This is a genomic window from Priestia sp. ST2, assembly GCF_055810735.1.
This window is the reverse complement of sequence record NZ_JBVVNT010000001.1, coordinates 624,407-645,087: the sequence shown is the minus strand read 5'-3', so window position 1 is coordinate 645,087 and position 20,681 is coordinate 624,407. Positions and strand designations below refer to the sequence as shown.

17 protein-coding genes are annotated in these 20,681 nt (G+C 41.4%); 1 reads left to right on the top strand and 16 read right to left on the bottom strand.

Translation table 11 applies throughout. The features are described 5' to 3' along the window. The 8 genes from def to AC0KUU_RS03275 form a co-directional block, all read right to left on the bottom strand. Complete coding sequence (gene def / locus AC0KUU_RS03310) at window positions 1–474, bottom strand: peptide deformylase (protein WP_013084828.1); 474 nt, start codon at window positions 472–474, stop codon at window positions 1–3. 70 nt (window positions 475–544) lie between these two features. Continuing rightward, the gene (gene priA, locus AC0KUU_RS03305; protein ID WP_043976443.1) at window positions 545–2,959 is read right to left on the bottom strand and encodes a primosomal protein N'; all 2,415 of its coding nucleotides are present in this window, start codon (window positions 2,957–2,959) and stop codon (window positions 545–547) included. Continuing rightward, window positions 2,956–4,173, bottom strand: coding sequence for a bifunctional phosphopantothenoylcysteine decarboxylase/phosphopantothenate--cysteine ligase CoaBC (gene coaBC / locus AC0KUU_RS03300; protein WP_322552409.1), 1,218 nt, complete (start codon window positions 4,171–4,173; stop codon window positions 2,956–2,958). Before coaBC ends, priA begins: the two co-directional genes overlap by 4 nt. Window positions 4,174–4,353: 180 nt before the next feature. After that, window positions 4,354–4,575, bottom strand: coding sequence for a DNA-directed RNA polymerase subunit omega (rpoZ, locus tag AC0KUU_RS03295; protein ID WP_013058926.1), 222 nt, complete (start codon window positions 4,573–4,575; stop codon window positions 4,354–4,356). Between the two features lie 2 nt (window positions 4,576–4,577). Beyond that, entirely contained in the window at window positions 4,578–5,192 is a 615-nt protein-coding gene (gmk, locus tag AC0KUU_RS03290) for a guanylate kinase (RefSeq protein ID WP_013058927.1), read from the bottom strand. 13 nt (window positions 5,193–5,205) lie between these two features. Beyond that, window positions 5,206–5,466, bottom strand: a complete 261-nt coding sequence (locus tag AC0KUU_RS03285; RefSeq protein WP_013084831.1) for a DUF370 domain-containing protein — start codon at window positions 5,464–5,466, stop codon at window positions 5,206–5,208. 46 nt (window positions 5,467–5,512) lie between these two features. Beyond that, a complete protein-coding gene (locus AC0KUU_RS03280) occupies window positions 5,513–6,388 on the bottom strand; it encodes a YicC/YloC family endoribonuclease (RefSeq protein ID WP_016765431.1) in 876 nt (291 codons plus the stop codon). Between the two features lie 153 nt (window positions 6,389–6,541). Next, complete coding sequence (locus AC0KUU_RS03275; protein ID WP_043976440.1) at window positions 6,542–9,220, bottom strand: calcium-translocating P-type ATPase, SERCA-type; 2,679 nt, start codon at window positions 9,218–9,220, stop codon at window positions 6,542–6,544. 141 nt (window positions 9,221–9,361) lie between these two features. Between AC0KUU_RS03275 and AC0KUU_RS03270 the strand changes: the two genes are divergently transcribed. After that, the gene (locus AC0KUU_RS03270) at window positions 9,362–11,074 is read left to right on the top strand and encodes an Rqc2 family fibronectin-binding protein (RefSeq protein WP_043976438.1); all 1,713 of its coding nucleotides are present in this window, start codon (window positions 9,362–9,364) and stop codon (window positions 11,072–11,074) included. A gap of 49 nt (window positions 11,075–11,123) precedes the next feature. Here the strand turns inward: AC0KUU_RS03270 and pyrE are convergent, their stop codons facing one another. Genes pyrE through AC0KUU_RS03230 form a run of 8 tightly spaced genes read right to left on the bottom strand, consistent with a single transcriptional unit; the run spans window position 11,124 to window position 20,633 of the window. Further along, window positions 11,124–11,762: an orotate phosphoribosyltransferase gene (gene pyrE / locus AC0KUU_RS03265; protein ID WP_013058931.1), complete on the bottom strand. Its 639-nt coding sequence runs from the start codon at window positions 11,760–11,762 to the stop codon at window positions 11,124–11,126. Beyond that, window positions 11,759–12,481: an orotidine-5'-phosphate decarboxylase gene (gene pyrF / locus AC0KUU_RS03260; RefSeq protein WP_013058932.1), complete on the bottom strand. Its 723-nt coding sequence runs from the start codon at window positions 12,479–12,481 to the stop codon at window positions 11,759–11,761. Before pyrF ends, pyrE begins: the two co-directional genes overlap by 4 nt. Then, the gene (locus AC0KUU_RS03255) at window positions 12,453–13,394 is read right to left on the bottom strand and encodes a dihydroorotate dehydrogenase (protein WP_016765435.1); all 942 of its coding nucleotides are present in this window, start codon (window positions 13,392–13,394) and stop codon (window positions 12,453–12,455) included. The genes pyrF and AC0KUU_RS03255 overlap by 29 nt, the downstream gene beginning before the upstream one ends. Then, window positions 13,391–14,164 (bottom strand): dihydroorotate dehydrogenase electron transfer subunit, encoded by a 774-nt coding sequence (locus AC0KUU_RS03250; RefSeq protein WP_013084838.1) that lies wholly within the window; start codon window positions 14,162–14,164, stop codon window positions 13,391–13,393. The genes AC0KUU_RS03255 and AC0KUU_RS03250 overlap by 4 nt, the downstream gene beginning before the upstream one ends. Beyond that, on the bottom strand, window positions 14,161–17,373 hold the full coding sequence (gene carB, locus AC0KUU_RS03245; protein WP_322552410.1) for a carbamoyl-phosphate synthase large subunit: 3,213 nt from the start codon (window positions 17,371–17,373) through the stop codon (window positions 14,161–14,163). The genes AC0KUU_RS03250 and carB overlap by 4 nt, the downstream gene beginning before the upstream one ends. Then, window positions 17,373–18,458 (bottom strand): carbamoyl phosphate synthase small subunit, encoded by a 1,086-nt coding sequence (locus tag AC0KUU_RS03240; RefSeq protein WP_043976434.1) that lies wholly within the window; start codon window positions 18,456–18,458, stop codon window positions 17,373–17,375. The genes carB and AC0KUU_RS03240 overlap by 1 nt, the downstream gene beginning before the upstream one ends. Next, complete coding sequence (locus AC0KUU_RS03235) at window positions 18,443–19,732, bottom strand: dihydroorotase (protein ID WP_043976431.1); 1,290 nt, start codon at window positions 19,730–19,732, stop codon at window positions 18,443–18,445. Before AC0KUU_RS03235 ends, AC0KUU_RS03240 begins: the two co-directional genes overlap by 16 nt. Beyond that, window positions 19,695–20,633 carry an aspartate carbamoyltransferase catalytic subunit gene (locus AC0KUU_RS03230; RefSeq protein WP_013058938.1) on the bottom strand — a complete coding sequence of 313 codons (939 nt, stop codon included), beginning with the start codon at window positions 20,631–20,633 and terminating at the stop codon, window positions 19,695–19,697. The genes AC0KUU_RS03235 and AC0KUU_RS03230 overlap by 38 nt, the downstream gene beginning before the upstream one ends. Window positions 20,634–20,681 lie beyond the last annotated feature (48 nt).

Genomic DNA, 20,681 nt, shown 5'->3' with positions numbered 1-20,681 from the left:
CTACCCTTCTAGTTCATCCTCTTCGTAATACTTTGTCACTTTTTCCGTGAACAATACACCGTGTAAATGATCAATTTCATGCTGAATTGCTCGTGCTAAAAAACCTTTTGCTTCTATAAAATAAGGTTTTCCTTTACGGTTTTGCGCACGTACTTTCACATAATCAGCTCGAGCCACGTCACCAAAAAGGCCCGGAAAACTTAGGCAGCCTTCTGGACCGATTTGTTCGCCTCGTTGCTCAATAATTACCGGATTAATTAGCTCAATTTTACCGTGTCGATCATCCACGTCTACCACTGCCACTTGCTGCAGAACTCCTACTTGAGGAGCAGCTAGACCCACACCGTCTGCTTCAAGCATTAAATCATACATGCCGTTTAGTAATTTCGCTAATTTATTATCAAAGTTTTTAACGACTTCACATTCTTGTTCAAGTACTTCATTAGGATGGTAAACAAGCTTAAGCTTAGCCAAATAGGCACCTCCTTTATTCTTTCTATTTATATCCAAAAAGCTTCTTCTTTAACGCCATCAAGACGACTAGTTACATCATCGAGTATGGATTCAAATCAATAGTGATCGTTAAATTTTCCTTCTGCATTTCCGCTTGATAACGTTCTAATATATATTTCAACAGCGGAATCAGGCTTGGTTCCAGCTTGTATTTTAACATGCATTGATAGCGATATCTATCTTTTATCTTAGCAATCGGAGATGCGACTGGCCCTAAGATCGTTGTTTGCGGCGAAAGTTTCTGACGCAGATACTGCGAAATTTTGTCTGTAACAGACACCACTTTTGCAATATTTTCATGAGATACCGTTACAAGCGCCAAGTAAAAGAAAGGGGGATATTTGTGCATTTTACGAATTTCCATCTCGTGCTTATAAAACGAATCGTAATCATGCTGACTCGCAAGTTGAATGCTGTAGTGTTCAGGCGTGTACGTTTGAATCACTACTTCTCCTGGAAGTTTGTGGCGTCCTGCTCTTCCGCTTACTTGTGTTAAAAGCTGAAACGTTTTTTCAGATGCACGAAAGTCAGGTAAATTCAGCATCGTATCTGCTGTTAAAACGCCTACAAGCGTGACGTTTGGAAAGTCCAGTCCTTTCGCAATCATCTGCGTCCCTAGTAAAATTTGCGCTTCTCCACTTGCAAACTTGTTCAGGAGCTTTTCATGGGCGCCTTTTCGGCTTGTCGTATCAACATCCATTCGAACAACTCTAGCCTCGGGCAGCACTTTTGTTAATTCTTCTTCCACTTTTTGTGTACCAGACCCGAAAAAGCGGATATGTTCGCTGTGGCATTCTGGGCACTCAGTGTGCACATGTTCTTCGTGTCCGCAATAATGGCATTTTAATTTATTTTGATAGCGGTGATACGTTAGTGAAATTTCACAGTGCTCACATGTCGGAACGTAACCGCAGTCTCTGCACATAACAAAAGAAGAATGACCTCTTTTATTTAAAAATAAAACGATTTGCTCCCCTTTTTCCAAACGGTCTTTCATCTTTTCAAACAGCATAGTTGAAAACATAGAGCGGTTGCCGCTGCGAAGCTCTTCTCTCATATCAACGATATCCACCGAAGGCATTGATGACTTATTCATTCTTTGCTTTAACGTCAGTAGCTTATACACACCTTTTTGCGCTCTTGCAAAGGACTCAAGCGTTGGTGTTGCACTTCCTAAAATGACTGGACACTGATGATGCTGCCCTCGGTAAATAGCTACATCCCTTGCATGATAACGGGGGTTTTCTTCTTGTTTATAACTCGTCTCATGTTCTTCATCGATAATAAGAAGGCCCAAATTTTCAAATGGAGCAAATACAGCAGAGCGGGCCCCTACTACAACGGATACTTCTTTTCGCTGAATTTTTCGCCATTCATCGTATTTTTCCCCAGTAGACAAGCCGCTATGAAGTACAGCAACTTTTGAGCCGAATCGCTCTTTAAACCGCTTGACCATCTGAGGGGTAAGTGAAATCTCCGGAACAAGCATAATCGCTTCTTTCCCTTTTTTTAGCACTTGATCAATTGATTGGAGATACACTTCTGTTTTTCCGCTTCCGGTTACTCCGTACATTAAAAACACATCGTGAAGATTTTCTTCGATGTCCTGCAGAATCGGTGCGATTGCCTCAGCTTGTTCATCGGTCAATTGAAATGGCTTTGATGGTGTAAAGTATCGATCTTGATAAGGATCACGGTATATTTCAATTTCCGTTTCCGCTAAGAGTCCTTTGTTAATCAGCGCTTTTATAGGAGCGGAGGTAATCTGCAAATCTTCCGCTATTTCTTTTATGGCTACTTCTTCATTTCGATTCAGCATAAAAGATAGCACTTGTTTTTGCTTTTCTGCCTGCTTATTTAACTCGCTCATAAACTGGTGAATTTCTTCAAGGCTTTGATTCAGTTTTACGCCTTTTGCCGTTTTTTTGTTTCCTTTGTTTTTCACGACGTAGACGACTTCAATTAGACCTTTTTGAATATCACGGTGAAAAGCAGGAGCAGCGGCTGTTTTTTCTACTTCACTCCACTTCAGCGAGGATCTTGACTGAAAAAACGGCTTTACTTGCTCATGAAGCTGTTCGTATGCCTCTTTTGAAAGGAGTGACAGTTCTTTATCATATTTTGCTTTCATCGCCGCAGGCAGCATGACTTGAAAAGCCGATATCATAAAACAAAGCGTTTTTTCGGTTAGCCAGTGCCCAATCTCTAACAGTTCGGGAGTCAGAACCGGCGTTAAATCAAGCAGGTCAGCGATTGGTTTAACGCGCTTAACTTCAGCCTCTTCTTTAAGAGCCACCACAAACCCTTGAACTTTTCTAGGACCAAACGGAACGACAACTCGCATACCCGGAACAATAATTCCTTTCCATTTGTCGGGAATAGCGTAGTCAAAAGCTCGATCTGTTTGCTTAGCAGCCACGTCCACAATTACACTAGCTACACTCATTTTTTCAGCCCTTCTAACATTTCCTTCACTTCTTTTAACACCTCGGTAGCTACATCGTGTTTTGAAAGAATGGGAAGTTCTTTAGACTCTCCGCTTCGCTTATAGAGCGTTACAATATTTGTTTCCGTCCCAAAACCTGCTCCTTCTGTCGTCACGTTATTGGCTACAATCATATCCAAGTTTTTAGATGCAAGTTTCTTTTGTGCATATTCATCCACTTGTTCTGTTTCTGCTGCAAAGCCGACTAAAAGCTGGTGTTCTTTTCGCTCTCCAAGCGTGCGTAAAATATCTGTTGTTCTCTCTAGCTCTAGTACTGCTTCACCAGGTTGCTTTTTCATCTTTTGATCAAACACATGCTTTGGTCGGTAATCTGCCACCGCGGCTGATTTAATGACAACATCTGCTTCATGATAGCGCTGCATAACAGCTTCAAGCATCTGCTGCGCACTTTCAATTTGAACAACCTGCACTCCTTTTGGATACTCTAAATTCGTCGGTCCCGTTACAAGTGTTACCGATGCGCCTAATTTAGCAGCTTGTTCTGCAAGGGCATAGCCCATTTTCCCAGTAGATCGATTGGTGAAAAATCGGACGGGATCAATGCGTTCTACCGTAGGTCCTGCTGTAACCAATACATTCACACCTTCAAGGATCTTTTGTGTATGTGATGCTTGTGAAAAATAAGATCCGATTAGTGAAACAATTGTTTCTGGCTCTTCAAGACGACCTTTTCCTACATAACCGCATGCCAAATACCCTTCTCCAGGTTCTACAAAAGAGTAACCAAATGATGAAAGAGTGCTCATATTTTTTTTAACAGCTGGATGATCGTACATATGAACATTCATTGCAGGTGCAATCCACACAGGTGCAGTAGCAGCCAGCAGCGTTGTGGAAATCATATCATCTGCAAGACCATTTGCTATTTTCCCTATCATATTTGCCGTAGCAGGAGCTACTAAAATTAAATCAGGCCAGTCTGCTAAATCAATATGTGCAATTACAGATGGATCTTTTTCATCAAACGTATCTGTATAAACTGGGTTTCGAGACAGAGCTTGAAACGTAAGCGGCGTTACGAACTCGCATGCTGAAGCAGTCATCATTACTTTAACTTCCGCTCCCGCTTGTACTAATTTACTTGTTAAAGCTGCGGCTTTATATACGGCGATTCCGCCGCTAACACATAATAAAATTCGTTTTCCCTTCATCATTATGCCCCCATCTATTTATCCCGCTCAACCAGCATCCGCTTGTTTACTCGGGTAACTATCTAAAGCTTTTCAATTCAATTATTATACCATTTTTGTAGTGAGACATTCACTATCCTGCTTGAACACAGATAAAAGCATCAAAAAAATAACAACCTATAAAGTAGGTTGTTATTTTTTCACTTACTGATGTTTAGAATCTTCTTCTGCTACACCTTGCTTATAGCTTAATTGTTCAGCATTAATTTCTTCTAAAGCACAGCCTACAAACTTATAAGAAACCGGCTTTTCAATCGGCGTATCATTGTGAAGCTGTAATTGACGTGCACGTTTTGCAGCTACTGTCACAAGCGTGTACTTAGAATCTAATTTTTCCATTAGGGAATCAATTGATGGATAAAGCATGTTTATTCTACCTCCAGCATTCTTTTATAGCGCGCAGAAATACGATCACGACGGCAGTGTTCAGCCGTTACGATAGCACGGATGCGAGCACAAGCATTTTCTACTTTGTCATTTTCTACAACATAATCGTAGGCGTCCATAAGTTCAATTTCTTCTTTTGCCACGCGCATACGGTTATTGATTAAATCTTCTGTTTCAGTACCGCGGTTTACGATACGACTTTTAAGCTCTGATAAACTCGGCGGTGCCAAGAAGATGAACAAACCTTCTGGAAATGCTTCTTTCACTTGAAGAGCACCTTGCACTTCAATTTCTAGAAATACGTCTTTTCCTTCAGATAACGTTTGTTCTACATAATCAACCGGGGTACCGTAGTAGTTACCTACGTATTCAGCCCACTCTAATAATTTCTTGTTTTCAATCATGCGCTCAAACTCTTCGCGTGGTTTGAAGAAATAGTCAACGCCGTCTACTTCACCTTCGCGGGGCTTTCTTGTTGTTGCAGAGATAGAATACTGCAATTTAATGTCTTCTTGCTCAAACAATGCTTTTCGTACCGTTCCTTTTCCAACACCTGATGGTCCGGAAAGAACAATTAATAAACCTCTTTCAATCATCGGTTCAAGTGACCTACCCTTCTAATAATTCTTCTTTGTTTATAAGTCGCTGTGACACAGTTTCTGGCTGTACAGGAGCTAAAATAACATGATCGCTATCCATAACAATAACAGATCGTGTTTTACGTCCTTGCGTTGCATCTATTAAAGAGCCTCGATCTTTTGCATCTTGAATAATGCGTTTGATTGGAGCTGATTCAGGATGAACGACAGAGATTATACGATTAGAAGAAATAAAATTTCCAAATCCAACGTTCACTAATTTACCGCTCATAAGAAGCCTCCTGCTATACCAATATAATCTTTATCTTACACGAAGGCTATTCAATATTTTGAACCTGCTCTTTTATGCGTTCTAATTGTGCTTTCATACTAATAACATACTGAGCAATAGTACCATTGTTTGCCTTCGCACCGATTGTATTCATTTCACGATTCAGCTCTTGAACAAGAAAATCCAGCTTGCGTCCTACTGAATCAGGTGTATTTAACGCTTGAATAAATTGTGAAACATGACTTTGAATTCGCGTAAGTTCTTCGCTAATATCTGCTTTTTCAGCAAAAATAGCTACTTCAGTCAGCACTCGCTGCTCATCGAAAGTACCTTCTAAATAGTCGCTCAGCTTTCTTTTAATACGCTCGCGATATTGTTCAGCAACTTCAGGAGCAAGCTGTGTAATTTTTTCGCGAATGTCTTGAATGTCCTGTAAGTACCCCATTAAATCGTGATACAGCTCTGATCCCTCTCGTTTCCGCATATCCACTAACTGATGCACAGCAGCTTCAACGGCTTCAAAGATTGCACCATGAATACTCGTCTGATCAGCTTCTTCTTCATAAGTTGTCATCACTTCAGGCATGTGTAAAATGTCTTGAATTTGAACAGATTGGGACAGCCCATGCTTTTCTTTTACTTGCTGCAACGCATGCATGTATTCATCAAGCAGCTGCCAATCCGTCTGCAGTTTCTTTTTTGCCATTTCTTCACCTGAAATAGTAACAAATACTTCTACTCTACCACGTTTTATGTATGTTTGAACGATTTTTTTTATTTTATCTTCAATTTCAATTAATTGTCTTGGCATACGAATAACAATTTCACAAAAACGATGATTAACAGACTTCATTTCGACTGTTACTGATCGATTTTCCACTTCCGCTTTTCCGCGGCCAAAACCAGTCATACTTTTTATCATTATCATCACATCCACTATGTACATCTTACATAAAAAGTATCATAAAAGAAAGTGTTAGCAAAAAAAAGAAATCTCTCTTCTTTATTCAACCTGTAAAGGCTGCCTTCATGAGTTTTCTCATTTAGGACAGCCTGTATTAAAGTATAGCACAATTTATGAAGGTTTTCTTGTTAAAAGTGAACCGGCAAGTAAAAAAGTTGGAAGACTTGCAAGTCCTAAAATAACGAGCCATTCCCGCGGTGCAATGGCCATTGTATGGAAAATAGGCTGCAGGGGCGGATAGTAGATAGCCACCAGCATAAGGATAATAGATGAAATAACGGCTCCTACAAGATATAAGTTCTGAAATGGATTGCGATCAAAGATTGATTTTTCACTTCGGCAGTCAAATACGTGAATAAGCTGTGCCATAACAAGCGTGGCAAATGCAATCGTCTGAGCATACTGCAGACGATCTGGGTCATTGTCGTAGACAATCATGAATGCAGCAAGTGTAGCAGCTCCAATTAAAAATCCGCGGCTGACTACTTTCCACCCTAATCCTCTTGCAAAAATACCTTCGCGCGGATGCCTTGGATGGCGCTTCATCACGTTGTCCTCCGGCTGGTCTAAGCCAAGAGCCATCGCAGGCAAACCGTCTGTTACTAAGTTTACCCATAGTATTTGAATTGGCACTAGCGGAAGCGGAAGTGCTAAAATCATCGCAAAGAGCATAACTAAGATTTCTCCTACATTTGATGCAAGCAAGTAACGAATAAACTTTCGAATATTTTCATAGATGTTTCGTCCTTCTTTGATCGCTGATTTAATAGTAGCAAAATTATCATCAAGCAAAACGAGTGAAGACGCTTCTTTTGCTACGTCTGTCCCGGTGATGCCCATCGCGATGCCTATGTCTGCTGCTTTAATAGCCGGTGCATCATTTACGCCGTCGCCCGTCATAGCTACAATGTGATCTTTTGCTTGAAGAGCTTTAACAATTTTAAGTTTATGTTCAGGCGATACCCTGGCATATACGTAAACATCATCCACTACTTCTTCTAGCTCTTCCTGCGTCATTTTGGATAAATCCGTTCCTTCCAAGACTTGACCGTTTTTCGGTAAAATGCCTAACTGTTTTGCAATCGCCTGTGCTGTAATGACGTGGTCACCTGTAATCATAACGGTTTTGATTCCTGCGTCTCGGCATTCTTTGACCGCTTGCTTGACTTCTGGTCTTGGCGGATCAATCATTCCTTGAAGCCCGAGGAAAGTAAGGTCTTTTTCCGCTTCGTTCTCTGTATGAACGCTCTCATGGTCTCCTAACGGCCGATAAGCAATCGCAATGGTTCGAAGCGCTTGGCTAGCTAACTGATCAATTGCTCCTTTTACTTCATTATGAACCGTTACCGACAGCGTTTGTTGTCTGCTTTCCCACAAAATATTTTTGCTGTTTACAAGCAGCACATCAGGAGCACCTTTTGTTATGACATAGCGCTTATGAGATGCGTCTTCAATGACTACACTCATCATTTTACGCGTTGAATCAAATGGAAACTCTTCAATAATGGTAAACTGCTTTTGAATGTTTTCTTTTGTCAGCCCCGCTTTCATCGCGGCCACAAGCAAAGCCGCTTCAGTAGGATCCCCGTCGATGACATATTCTTTATCTTTTCTCGAAATGGACGTTTGATTGCAAAGCAGACCAAACACCAAAAGCTGCTGAAGCGGTTTTTCACTCCGTGTATCAACTTCTCTTTCCTCTCGCGAAAATACGCCCGTAGGTTCATACCCTGTCCCTGATACCCTCCACGTCATTCCTCCTGACCAGAGGTGAGTAACCGTCATTTTATTTTGCGTTAATGTGCCCGTTTTGTCTGAGCAAATGACTGATGCGCATCCTAGTGTTTCAACAGCAGGAAGTTTGCGAACAATGGATCTTTGCTTAATCATGCGCTGTACACCAAGAGATAGCGCCACGGTTACGATGGCAGGAAGACCTTCGGGTATGGCAGCAACAGCTAAGGAAACTCCCGCTAAGAACATACTGTATAAATCATGACCTTGCAGCACACCAATCCCGACAACTAATACAGTAAGTGCAAGAGCTACAACGATTAAAATTTTACCTAATTGCTCTAACTTCCGTTGAAGAGGAGTAATCATGGCTTCAGCATTTTGAAGCAAATCAGCAATTTGTCCCATCGCTGTTTTCATTCCAATCCCTACAACGATACCTGTTCCGCTTCCTCGCGTCACAAGCGTACCCATAAACGCCATATTGTCCTGATCTCCAAGCGGCACTTCATCTCCTGGCAAAGCTTTTATTTGCTTGGCAACAGGCAAAGACTCTCCCGTAAGCGCTGATTCTTCAATTTCTAGACTTTTGGCTTCCATAATTCGAAGGTCAGCCCCGATACGGTCTCCGCTCGAAAACTTTACAACGTCTCCTACTACCAGCTCTTTAGATGGTAACTTAACCCATTTTCCTTCACGCATAGCTGCTACTTGAGGAGCAGAAAGCTCTTTTAATGCATGAAGAGATTTCTCAGCTTTTCTTTCTTGAAAAAAACCTAGAAATCCATTAATTACTACAATGGCAATAATAGCAACCGCATCGATGTATTCGCCTAAAAGCCCTGAAATAAGCGTGGCAGCTAGTAAAACCAGTACCATAAAATCTTTAAACTGCTCTAGAAACACAAGAATGGCCGGTTTTTTCTCTCCTTCAGTCAATTCATTAAATCCTTGCTGCTGCTGACGTGCTTTTACTTCTTTGTGTGTAAGACCATGCTGTCTGTCTGTTTTTGTTACTTCTACTATTGCTTTTTCACCTAATTCATACCATTTCATTGCATCTTTTCACACCCTTTTATTTGTAAATGCACCTATTAGATTGTTACAATCTTATATCGTATGCTTATTCAGACTCGTCCTAAAAAATGCTATACTTTTCTATAGGACAATTTTCAATTACTTAAGGATGTGAGCACTATGTCATTTGATGGTATTTTTACATATGGCATTTTACAAGAATTATCTGAGACCTTGGTTTCAGGACGAATTTCAAAAATATATCAGCCGTTTCCAAACGAGTTGATTTTACAAGTACGCGCTAAAGGTGAAAACCGCAAACTTTTAATCTCAGCTCACCCTAACTATTCACGCGTTCATTTTACAAATGAGCCCTATGAAAATCCATCTGAGCCTCCTATGTTTTGTATGCTTCTTCGCAAACATTTAGAAGGCAGCATTATTGAACAAGTGTATCAGCTTGGATTGGACCGCATTTTAGTCATTGAAACAAAAGGACGAAATGAAATTGGCGACGTGACGTACAAGCAGCTTATTATTGAAATCATGGGAAGACATAGTAATGTTGTGCTTGTAGATAAAGAAAAACAAACGATTATCGACAGCATTAAACACGTTCCAATGGCCTTGAACAGGCACCGTACGCTTCTACCCGGAGCACCTTACGTACTGCCTCCTAGCCAAGATAAGCTTCATCCATTTGAAGCCGATGAAGAAACCGTGGCTAAAAAAATTGATTTTAATAGCGGAAAGTTAGCCACCCAGCTAGTGCAAACCTTCTCGGGGCTTTCTCCTTTAATTGCAAATGAAGTGGTGTTTCGCTCTGGCTTAGCAAATCGTTCTACCCTTCCAAAATCATTCGTCGAAACGATGACGCTGATCAAAGAAGGTCAGTTTACACCGACTCTGACAACCGTTAATCAAAAAGACTACTTTTATTTACTGGAATTAACGCATTTAGAGGGTACGAAAAAAACGTATGCAACCATCAGCGAGCTTCTTGACCGCTATTACTACGGGAAAGCAGAGCGAGATCGTGTAAAGCAGCAAGCGCATGATTTAGTACAGTTTATTTCTACCGAGAAAAAGAAAAATGAGAAAAAAATAAAAAAACTTGAGCAAACGCTGCAAAATGCAGAAAAAGCATCTGATTATCAGCTAGCCGGTGAACTCCTTACCGCAAATTTACACCTTGTCAAAAAAGGAGATGCGAAAGTGGATGTTATTAATTATTATGATGAAAATAGCGGTACACTTACGATTTCATTAGATCCGCAAAAATCACCGTCTCAAAATGCTCAAAGCTATTTCACAAAGTATCAAAAAGCGAAAAATTCCGTTTCGATTGTAATCGAACAAATTGAAAAAGCAAACGAAGAAGTACAGTATTTTGAATCACTTATTCAGCAAATGGATACTGCTACTCACAAAGACATTGCAGAGATTCGTGAAGAGCTTGTGGAAGAAGGATATTTGCGCAACCGTCAGCAAAAACAAGCGAAAAAACAAAAAAACACTACGCCTACACTTGAACAATACGTTTCAAGCGACGGCACGACGATTTTAGTTGGAAAAAACAATAAGCAAAATGAGTATTTAACAAATCGCCTTGCTGCTCGTGATGACGTTTGGTTTCATACGAAAGATATACCGGGTTCTCACGTTGTTATCCGCAGCCAAGAGCCTTCAGAAGAAACAATTTTAGAAGCGGCTCATCTTGCTGCTTACTTTAGTAAAGCTAAAAATTCAAGTTCGGTACCCGTGGACTATACAAAAATTCGCCACGTAAAAAAACCAAGCGGTGCCAAGCCTGGTTTTGTGACGTACGATAACCAGCAAACGGTGTACGTAACGCCTAGCGAAGAACTTGTACTGAAGCTGCGTCAGTCATAATAAAAACCCCCTTTCTATATAGAAAGGGGGTTTTTATTATAGACCTAGTTTAGTTCATCCATGAAGGGTCTGAAGGGTTTTCACGCCATTTAAATAGCTTGTCCATCGCTTCTTCTTCAATGTATCCCGCTTCGTTTGCCGCTTCTACTAGCGTAGAGTAGTCTGTTAGCGAATAAACCTGAAGTTCTTTTTCTTTAAACAGCTGACGCGCTTTTTCCAGCTCATATGTAAAGATAGACACAACTCCAAGCACTTCACACCCCTGCGCTTTTAATGCATCGACTGCGGTAAACACACTTCCGCCAGTTGAAATCAAATCTTCAATCACAACTACTTTTTGACCTTTTGTTACTTTTCCTTCGATTTGATTTCCTTGGCCATGTTCTTTTGCTTTGCTTCGCACATAGCACATTGGAAGCTCTAGCGCTTCACTTACCCATGCTGCATGAGGGATACCAGCTGTAGCGGTACCGGCAATCACTTCTGCATTGGCAAAATACGTTTTAATTAAATGCTGCAGACCTTTTGCAATTTCTTTTCGCACTTTCGGGTAGCTAAGCGTTAGACGGTTGTCACAATAAATAGGTGACTTAATTCCAGAGGCCCACGTAAACGGCTCGTTTGGTTGAAGGCTTACTGCCTCAATATCAATTAATTGTTTTGCAATTTCTTTTCGTAGTTTTGTCATCGCGTAATACGCTCCCCTTTCCACTGCTGTAACATCTCATAATATGCTTTAAGCGGGTCTTTTGCTTTAGTAATAGAACGTCCAACGACAATGGCACTTGAGCCATATTCTCTCGCTAGCTGAGGTGTTGCCACACGGACTTGGTCATCTACTGAATCTGTGCCCATACGAATACCCGGCGTTACGGTCAAAAAGTCCTCTCCCGCTGCTTTTCGAATCGAAGGGACTTCATGAGTAGAACATACAACGCCGTCAAGTCCGCTTTTTTTAGCAAGCGCTGCATAATGCGTAACCACTTCTTGCATCGAATGTGTAATGAGCTGCTGCTCTTTTAGCATTTCATCAGATGTACTCGTTAGCTGAGTAACCGCAATACAATCCGGGCGCTTTTTGCCGGCAGCGGTTCCTAAGTCAAGTCCTTCAACGGCTGCTTGCATCATGTTCATTCCGCCCGCTGCGTGAACGTTAACCAAATCCACTTCAAGAGAAGCTAAAGACTTCATCCCTTGCTTTACTGTATTGGGAATATCATGAAGCTTTAAGTCTAAAAAGATTTGGTGGTTTTGCTCTTTTAATGCAGAAATAATGGATAACCCTTCTTTATAAAACAGTTCCATGCCTACTTTCACAAACAATGACTCTTGTTGAAAAGGCATTAAAAACTGCTGTACATCGTTAATTGATGAAAAATCAAGAGCAATGATTAACGGTTGCTTCACGCTTTTTCCAGCTCCTTCCAATACATTCTGAAACATGCTCGTATCCTAATGATGTTAATAGCCTTGGCAGTTCGTCAATGATGGTTGGACATACATACGGGTCAACAAAGTTTGCTGTACCAACCGCCACTGCACTTGCACCTGCATATAGGAACTCGAGTGCATCTTCAGCAGTTGTCACTCCGCCCATACCGATAATTGGAATGTTCACTTTTTGACTCACTTCATATACCATTCGAATCGCTACCGGTTTAATAGATGGGCCTGACAGTCCGCCTGTGCCGTTCGCTAAAACCGGCTGAGCTGTTTTCAAATCCAGACGCATCCCGAGAAGCGTATTGATCATCGTTAAGCCATCCGCACCGGCTTCTTCAACAGCCATTGCCATGTCTACAATATTGGATACGTTTGGTGATAGTTTAACATAAACTGGAACATTTGAAACATCTTTTACTGCTTTCGTTAAACGAGCAGCAATGACAGGATCTACGCCAAACGCAATTCCGCCTTCTTTTACGTTAGGACATGAAATATTCAATTCAAGTGCTTTTACATTTGATACGGTTGAAATTTCTTTTGCCACGTGCACATATTCTTCAATTGAAGCACCGGCTACGTTCGCGATAATCGGCACGTCATATTGCTGAAGCCAAACGAGCTCTTCGTTCATTACTTTTTCTAACCCAGGATTTTGTAATCCAATCGCATTTAACATTCCTGCAGATGTTTCCGCTACGCGAGGAGTTGGATTGCCAAAACGAGTGTCCGCAGTAGTCGCTTTAATCATAATGGCTCCAAGTGCATCAAGTGAATAAAATTGAGCATACTCACGCCCAAATCCAAAACAGCCGGATGCGGGCATAATTGGATTTTTCAAATCTAATCCTGGCAATGTCGTTTTTAGCATACTCATAGAAGCACCTCCCCTGCTTGAAAGACGGGACCGTCGCTGCAGATTTTTTTATACGCCGTAGAATCTTCACTTTCTCTGCATACACATGCAAAACAAGCACCGATTCCACAGCCCATTCTTTCTTCTAAAGAAATGTAAAGCGGCTTGTTTGTATAATTATTTTCTAGTGCTTTTAACATCGGAGTTGGACCGCATGAAAACATAACGTCATATGAAAACTGCTGCTCGTCAATCACCGTTGTGACAAAACCTTTTGTTCCGTAAGAGCCGTCTACCGTTGCAATATATGTTTCTCCTAAAGCTAAAAACTCTCGCTCGTAAAATACGTCTGCTTTTGATTGAAAGCCTAAGACGTGAATAACCTGCACGCCTTTTTCACGAAGTCTTTTTGAAAGTTCATAGAGCGGAGGCACTCCAATGCCTCCCCCTACTAATAAAGCCGTTTGACCTGACTCTATCGCTTCCAATGGAAAACCGTGGCCAAGCGGACCTAACACGTCGATCGACTGTCCGGCTTGTTTTTCAGCAAGCAGCGATGTTCCCGCCCCTTCTGCACGGTAAATCATCGTAAATTGTTCGTGCGTTTGGTCAATTTCTGCAATACTGATTGGTCTGCGAAGCAGCGGCAAATAGTCGTTGTTGACGCGGATATGCACAAACTGCCCCGGCTCATTCATGAAACGAACAAGCTCGCCTTGAAGGGTTAATTCATATACATTGTGTGTTAACGGTCGCTGACTGACGACTTGCATCATTTCATGTTTGATCATACGGTTGTCACCTCTTTAGTTGGACGAACTTTTTTCATTGGTGTTGTATGGAAGCTGATCGTTTCAAGCACTCGTAAAATCGCTTCTGCTGTATCAAGTGATGTTAAGCAAGGTACACCATTTTCAACTGCTTCACGGCGAATTTTAAATCCGTCACGCGCAGGCTGTTTTCCTTTTGTTAGCGTGTTGATGACAAGCTGCGCTTCACCTTTTCGTATCACATCTAAAAGATTGTGATCTTCATGATGAATTTTATTTACTACTTTTACGCGAATGTCTTCTTTTGTAAACGTTGAAGCTGTTCCTTCCGTTGCAATCACCTGGTAGCCGATGTTAGCAAAACGCTTCGCAAGCGCTGTTGCCTCTTCTTTGTCTTTATCCGCTACTGTCATAAGTACTGAACCGTACGGCTTAATGGACATACCTGACGCAATTAGTCCTTTATATAATGCTTTTTCGTACGTTGAATCTTGCCCCATTACTTCTCCAGTAGATTTCATTTCAGGTCCAAGCGTAATATCTACGCGACGCAGCTTTGCAAATGAGAAGACCGGCACTTTTACGTAGACGCCTTCTTCTTCAGGGTGCATGCCTGATTCATAACCAAGCTCTCGCAAACTTGTTCCTAAAATAACTTTTGTTGCGATATTCGCCATCGGAATACGCGTAATTTTACTTAAGAACGGCACCGTACGGCTTGAACGAGGATTTACTTCAAGAACAAACACTTCTCCTTTTGATAAGACGAACTGAATGTTGAGCAGTCCAATAATGTTTAAGCCTTTTGCAATACGTGTTGTGTAATCAATGATTGTATCTTTTACATCCTGTGACAGAGTTTGCGGTGGATATACAGCAATGGAGTCACCTGAGTGTACACCGGCGCGCTCTACATGTTCCATAATCCCTGGAATAACCACTGTTTCACCGTCTGAAATGGCATCGACTTCAATTTCTTTTCCAGTTAAGTAGCGGTCGATTAACACAGGGTGATCAGCGTGTACTTTTACCGCGTGTTTCATATAGTGAAGCAGTTCTTCTTCTTTATATACAATTTCCATTGCGCGTCCGCCTAGTACATATGAAGGTCGTACAAGCACCGGATAACCAATTTCTTTTGCCACAACCACTGCTTCTTCTACGGATGTAACCGTCTTTCCAAGCGGCTGAGGTACTTCTAAACGTGCTAGCGTCGCTTCGAATTTTTTACGATCTTCCGCTGCGTCTAAGCTTTCAAGCGACGTTCCTAAAATCTTGCCCCCTCTTGCTTCTAGCTCGTCTGCTAAGTTGATTGCTGTTTGACCACCGAACTGTACAACCACACCTTCTGGTTTTTCTAAATCGATGATATGCATCACATCTTCAATCGTCAGCGGCTCGAAGTATAATTTATCTGAAATACTGAAGTCAGTTGATACTGTTTCTGGATTGTTATTGACAATAATCGCCTCGTATCCAGCTTCTTTAATCGCCCACACGGAGTGAACTGTTGCATAGTCAAACTCAATTCCTTGCCCGATGCGGATTGGTCCTGACCCTAACACTACAACGCTTTTACGATCTGTAACAATCGATTCGTTTTCATCTTCAAACGTGCCGTAGAAATATGGTGTTGTAGATTCAAATTCAGCTGCACATGTATCTACCGTTTTGTACACTGGCATCACGCCATTTTGTTTGCGGAAGTCATATACTTCACGCTCTGTTTGATTCCATAGCTTAGCAATCGTGCAGTCTGCAAATCCCATTTCTTTTGCTTCCTGTAAAACTTCTACGTTATGAATCTCTTCTTTTAACACATTTTCAAAAGCAATCACTTTTTCAAGTTTTACTAAGAAGAAGAGATCGATTTTGCTCCACTCGTGAATTTGCTGAATCGTTACGCCACGGCGAATCGCTTCTGCGATGTAGAATAATCGCTCATCACCAGCTTTGCGAATACGTTTTTCAATAATTGCATCATCAAATTCATGCGCATCTTTCAGCTCTAAGTGATGAACGTTTGACTCTAGTGAGCGTACGGCTTTTAAAATTGACTCTTCGAACGTGCGGCCAATTGCCATTACTTCACCTGTTGCTTTCATCTGTGTACCTAGTTTACGATTAGCTGATTCAAATTTATCAAACGGCCAGCGTGGAATTTTAGATACGATGTAATCTAGTGCCGGTTCGAAACATGCGTATGTCTTCCCAGTTACCGGGTTCATCATTTCATCTAATGTTAAGCCTACCGCAATTTTTGCTGCTAATTTTGCAATTGGATACCCTGTTGCTTTTGATGCTAAAGCCGATGAGCGGCTTACGCGAGGGTTTACTTCAATTACGTAATACTGGAAGCTTTCTGGATCTAGTGCTAGCTGAACGTTACATCCGCCTTCGATTTTAAGCGCTCGGATAATTGTTAGTGACGCATTTCTAAGCAGCTGATACTCACGGTCGCTTAGCGTTTGGCTTGGTGCTACAACAATTGAATCTCCCGTATGAATACCGACCGGATCAAAGTTTTCCATATTACATACTACAATCGCATTATCGTTTGCATCGCGCATTACTTCATATTCAATTTCTTTAAAGCCTGCAATGCTTTTCTCAAGTAAGCACTGTGTTACAGGACTGTGTTTTAATCCACTTGTTACAATTTCAATCAACTCTTGCTCGTTGTTACAAATTCCGCCTCCCGTACCGCCAAGCGTATAAGCAGGACGCACGATTACCGGATAGTTTACTTGTTCAACAAACGCATACGCTTCGTCTAGCGAATGAATGATTTCACTTGCTGGGACAGGCTGATTTAGTTCATTCATTAGTGAACGGAACTGCTCACGGTCTTCAGCTTGTTCAATCGCCGATAATTTTGTCCCGAGAATTTCTACATTAAATTCTTCTAAAATACCCGTTTCGTGTAATTCTACCGCTAAGTTCAATCCCGTTTGACCGCCAAGCGTTGGAAGCAGTGCATCAGGGCGTTCTTTACGAATAATTGAGCTTACAAATTCAACCGTTAGAGGTTCAATATATACTTTATCTGCCATTTCTGAGTCTGTCATGATTGTTGCAGGATTGGAATTCACAAGAATAACTTTGTATCCTTCTTCTTTTAGCGCAATACACGCTTGCGCTCCTGCATAGTCAAACTCTGCCGCCTGTCCGATGACGATTGGTCCTGATCCGATTACGAGAATTGTGTTAATATCTTGACGTTTTGGCATTAGCAATTACCTACTTTCTGATTGTTTTTCATAAGATTCATAAATTCGTTGAACAATCCGTTTGCATCTTCAGGTCCCGGTGATGCTTCAGGGTGATATTGAACCGTGAATGCCGGATATTCTTTATGCTTTACTCCTTCAACTGTTCCATCGTTAAGCGCAACGTGCGTCACTTCTAATGGCGTGTTGACAAGAGATGGCTCACATACTGTATAGCCGTGGTTTTGAGATGTAAGAGCTACTTTATTGGTTTTTAGATCCTTTACAGGATGGTTGGATCCACGATGACCAAATTTCATTTTTTCTGTATCTGCTCCGCATGCTAGCGCAAACAGCTGATGTCCTAAACAAATTCCGAAAAGAGGAACCTTTCCTAAAACCCCTTGAATCATCTCGATTGCTTCAGGTACGTCTTTTGGGTCTCCAGGTCCGTTGCTCAACATGATGCCATCTGGATTTAATTGAAGAATTTCTTGCGCAGTTACGTTATAAGGAACCACAATCACGTCGCATTGACGAGCTGTTAATTCACGTAAAATTCCGTGTTTCATTCCAAAGTCAACGAGTACCACTTTTTTACCTCTGCCTGGGCTTGGATAAGGCTTCACTGTTGATACTTTTTTAACTGAATCAGTCGGAAGTTCATGATTTTGAAGCTGTGCTACCACTTCTTCTACATTGACTTCCATGTTGCACACGCGTCCGCGAAGCGCACCGTGCTGACGAATTTTTCTCGTTAATTTTCTCGTGTCGATTCCAGCCAATCCTGGAATATCTTTTTGTTTTAAAAATTCATCTACTGATAGTTCGCTTCTGAAGTTTGAAGGAGCATCACAAATTTCTTTTACAATCAAACCGTGTACAGCTGGTTCAATCGACTCAAAGTCATCGCGGTTAATACCGTAGTTTCCGATTAAAGGATATGTTAATGTCACAATTTGTGCACAGTATGATGGATCAGATAGAATTTCTTGATATCCTGTCATTCCCGTGTTGAAAACAACTTCTCCTGTCATTTCTTTGTCGCTGCCGAATCCTTTTCCGATAAATACTGTTCCATCTTCTAAAATTAGTTGACGTTGCATGCTTTAACATCCTCCCATACTCGTTTACCTTCTACTAATGTCATTACCGGCCAACCTTTGCATACCCAGTTAGCAAACGGCGTATTTTTACCTTTTGATACAAATTCTTCTGGATTAATTGCTTTTTCCGTTTCAAGATCAATGATAGTTAAATCTGCTGTTTTCCCTACTTCGATGGTGCCATAGGGAAGGTTGAACGTGTCAGCAGGCTTGTTTGTTAAATATGATACTAGCTGCTCTAGCGTCATTACTTCTTTTAATACTAAGTTTGTATAAAGAAGCGGGAAAGCTGTTTCAAGTCCCACAATCCCAAACGGCGCAAGCTCCATGCCTTCTGCTTTTTCGTCCGCTGTGTGCGGTGCATGATCAGTGGCGATAAAATCAAGCGTTCCATCTAATAAAGCTTCAATTAATGCCTGTTGATCATCTTTTCCTCGAAGCGGCGGATTCATTTTAAAGTTTGAATCAAGCCCAGGGATGTCTTCCTCATTTAGCAGTAAATGATGAGGCGTTACTTCTGCGGTTACGCGAATGCCTGCTTTTTTTGCATCCCGAATGGCGCGAATGGATTCTTTTGTACTTACGTGACACACATGGTAGTGACAGTTTGCTGCTTCAGCAAGCAGTACATCTCGTGCAATTTGAACGGCTTCACAGATAGAAGGAATACCGTTTAGTCCATGTTCTTTTGCAAATTTTCCGTCGTGGACGCAGCCTTTGTTGATTAAATCATTATCTTCACAGTGTGCAACGATTGCTTTATTTAATGAAGCGGCTTTCTTCATCGCTTCTAGCATCATTCCTGTTGACTGAACGCCTACTCCATCATCTGTAAAAGCAAATGCGCCCGCTTCTTTTAAGCCTTCAAAGTCCGTTAGTTCTTTTCCTAATTGGCGAGTGGTAATCGATGCGTATGGCAATACGCGAACATGTGCTGTTTCTTCAATACGCTTGTTTACCCACTCCATTTGTTCAACAGTATCCGGAACTGGACGCGTGTTTGGCATTGCAGCAATTGCTGTAAAACCGCCCTTTGCCGCTGCTAGAGTACCCGTTTCAATCGTTTCTTTCTTTTCTCCCCCTGGCTCGCGCAAGTGAACGTGGACATCGATTAAACCCGGTGATAAGAAGTTCCCGCCTGCATCAATGACTTCTTCATTCTCCACGTCGATGTGTGAAGCTATTTCAGCAATTACACCATTTTCAATTTTCAGTTCGACTTGTTCAATTTTTCCTTCATTTAACCATGTAGCATTTTTGATAATTGTTGTCATTATTAAGTCCCCTTTCAATTGGTTGTAGCGCTCTTGCTAATACTGCCATGCGAATGTACACGCCATTTTGCATTTGTTTAAAAATTCTTGATCGTTCACATTCAACGAGCTCATCTGCAATTTCGACTCCTCTGTTTACAGGAGCTGGATGAAGGATAATGCTATGTGATTTCATTTTCCGCTCTCGTTCAACGGTTAATCCGAAGCGGCTGTGGTAGTTCTGTGCAAGCTCTGAAGTGTTCTCTTCATGCCTTTCAAATTGAATACGCAGCAGCATCACAACATCGACCGTTTCGATTGCTTCATCGATATCAAGATATGTACCGTGTCTGTTCTCTTCATCTTTCCATTCTTCAGGTCCCGCAAAATATACGGTCGCCCCTAGTTTTGTCAGCATTTCAGCATTCGATCTCGCTACGCGGCTATGTCGCAAATCTCCGACTATTGCGACTTTTAATCCTTTAAACGAGCCGAACTCTTGGCGAATCGTCAGTAGATCAAGCAGACATTGAGTTGGATGCTGACCGCATCCGTCTCCTGCATTAATGATGGGAATCGATACTTTTTCCTGCAGTGCTTCATAATAACGATCTTGCGGGTGGCGAATAACAACTGATTGAACGCCGATTGAAGCTAATGTTTCAATCGTGTCATAAAGCGTTTCTCCTTTTTGGACGCTTGAAGTTGTTACTTCAAACGGAATTGTTGTTAATCCTAGCTGCTGTTCTGCCATTTCAAAGCTGCATCGAGTACGCGTGCTCGCTTCAAAAAATAAGTTGGCAACAAACATTTTCTCTTCCGGTTTCCATCCTTGTTTATTCGTTCGATAGTTTTCAGCGCTGTCTAAAATCTCTAGAATTTCATTTGTTTCTAGTGTTGAGACTGTCACTAAATGTTTCATATCGATTCCCTCCATTTTTGCTTTCCTCGCATTTCTTTATAAAAAACA

Excerpts from the sequence above, each read along its gene's own strand:
- AC0KUU_RS03280 (WP_016765431.1), bottom strand. The coding sequence starts at position 6,388 with ATGATAAAAAGTATGACTGGTTTTGGCCGCGGAAAAGCGGAAGTGGAA.
- gmk (WP_013058927.1), bottom strand. The coding sequence starts at position 5,192 with ATGATTGAAAGAGGTTTATTAATTGTTCTTTCCGGACCATCAGGTGTT.
- AC0KUU_RS03250 (WP_013084838.1), bottom strand. The coding sequence starts at position 14,164 with ATGATCAAACATGAAATGATGCAAGTCGTCAGTCAGCGACCGTTAACA.
- AC0KUU_RS03230 (WP_013058938.1), bottom strand. The coding sequence starts at position 20,633 with ATGAAACATTTAGTGACAGTCTCAACACTAGAAACAAATGAAATTCTA.
- coaBC (WP_322552409.1), bottom strand. The coding sequence starts at position 4,173 with ATGATGAAGGGAAAACGAATTTTATTATGTGTTAGCGGCGGAATCGCC.
- AC0KUU_RS03255 (WP_016765435.1), bottom strand. The coding sequence starts at position 13,394 with ATGAGTATGCTAAAAACGACATTGCCAGGATTAGATTTGAAAAATCCA.
- AC0KUU_RS03240 (WP_043976434.1), bottom strand. The coding sequence starts at position 18,458 with ATGCAACGTCAACTAATTTTAGAAGATGGAACAGTATTTATCGGAAAA.
- priA (WP_043976443.1), bottom strand. The coding sequence starts at position 2,959 with ATGAGTGTAGCTAGTGTAATTGTGGACGTGGCTGCTAAGCAAACAGAT.
- AC0KUU_RS03270 (WP_043976438.1), top strand. The coding sequence starts at position 9,362 with ATGTCATTTGATGGTATTTTTACATATGGCATTTTACAAGAATTATCT.
- rpoZ (WP_013058926.1), bottom strand. The coding sequence starts at position 4,575 with ATGCTTTATCCATCAATTGATTCCCTAATGGAAAAATTAGATTCTAAG.
- carB (WP_322552410.1), bottom strand. The coding sequence starts at position 17,373 with ATGCCAAAACGTCAAGATATTAACACAATTCTCGTAATCGGATCAGGA.
- AC0KUU_RS03235 (WP_043976431.1), bottom strand. The coding sequence starts at position 19,732 with ATGACAACAATTATCAAAAATGCTACATGGTTAAATGAAGGAAAAATT.
- pyrE (WP_013058931.1), bottom strand. The coding sequence starts at position 11,762 with ATGACAAAACTACGAAAAGAAATTGCAAAACAATTAATTGATATTGAG.
- AC0KUU_RS03275 (WP_043976440.1), bottom strand. The coding sequence starts at position 9,220 with ATGAAATGGTATGAATTAGGTGAAAAAGCAATAGTAGAAGTAACAAAA.
- AC0KUU_RS03285 (WP_013084831.1), bottom strand. The coding sequence starts at position 5,466 with ATGAGCGGTAAATTAGTGAACGTTGGATTTGGAAATTTTATTTCTTCT.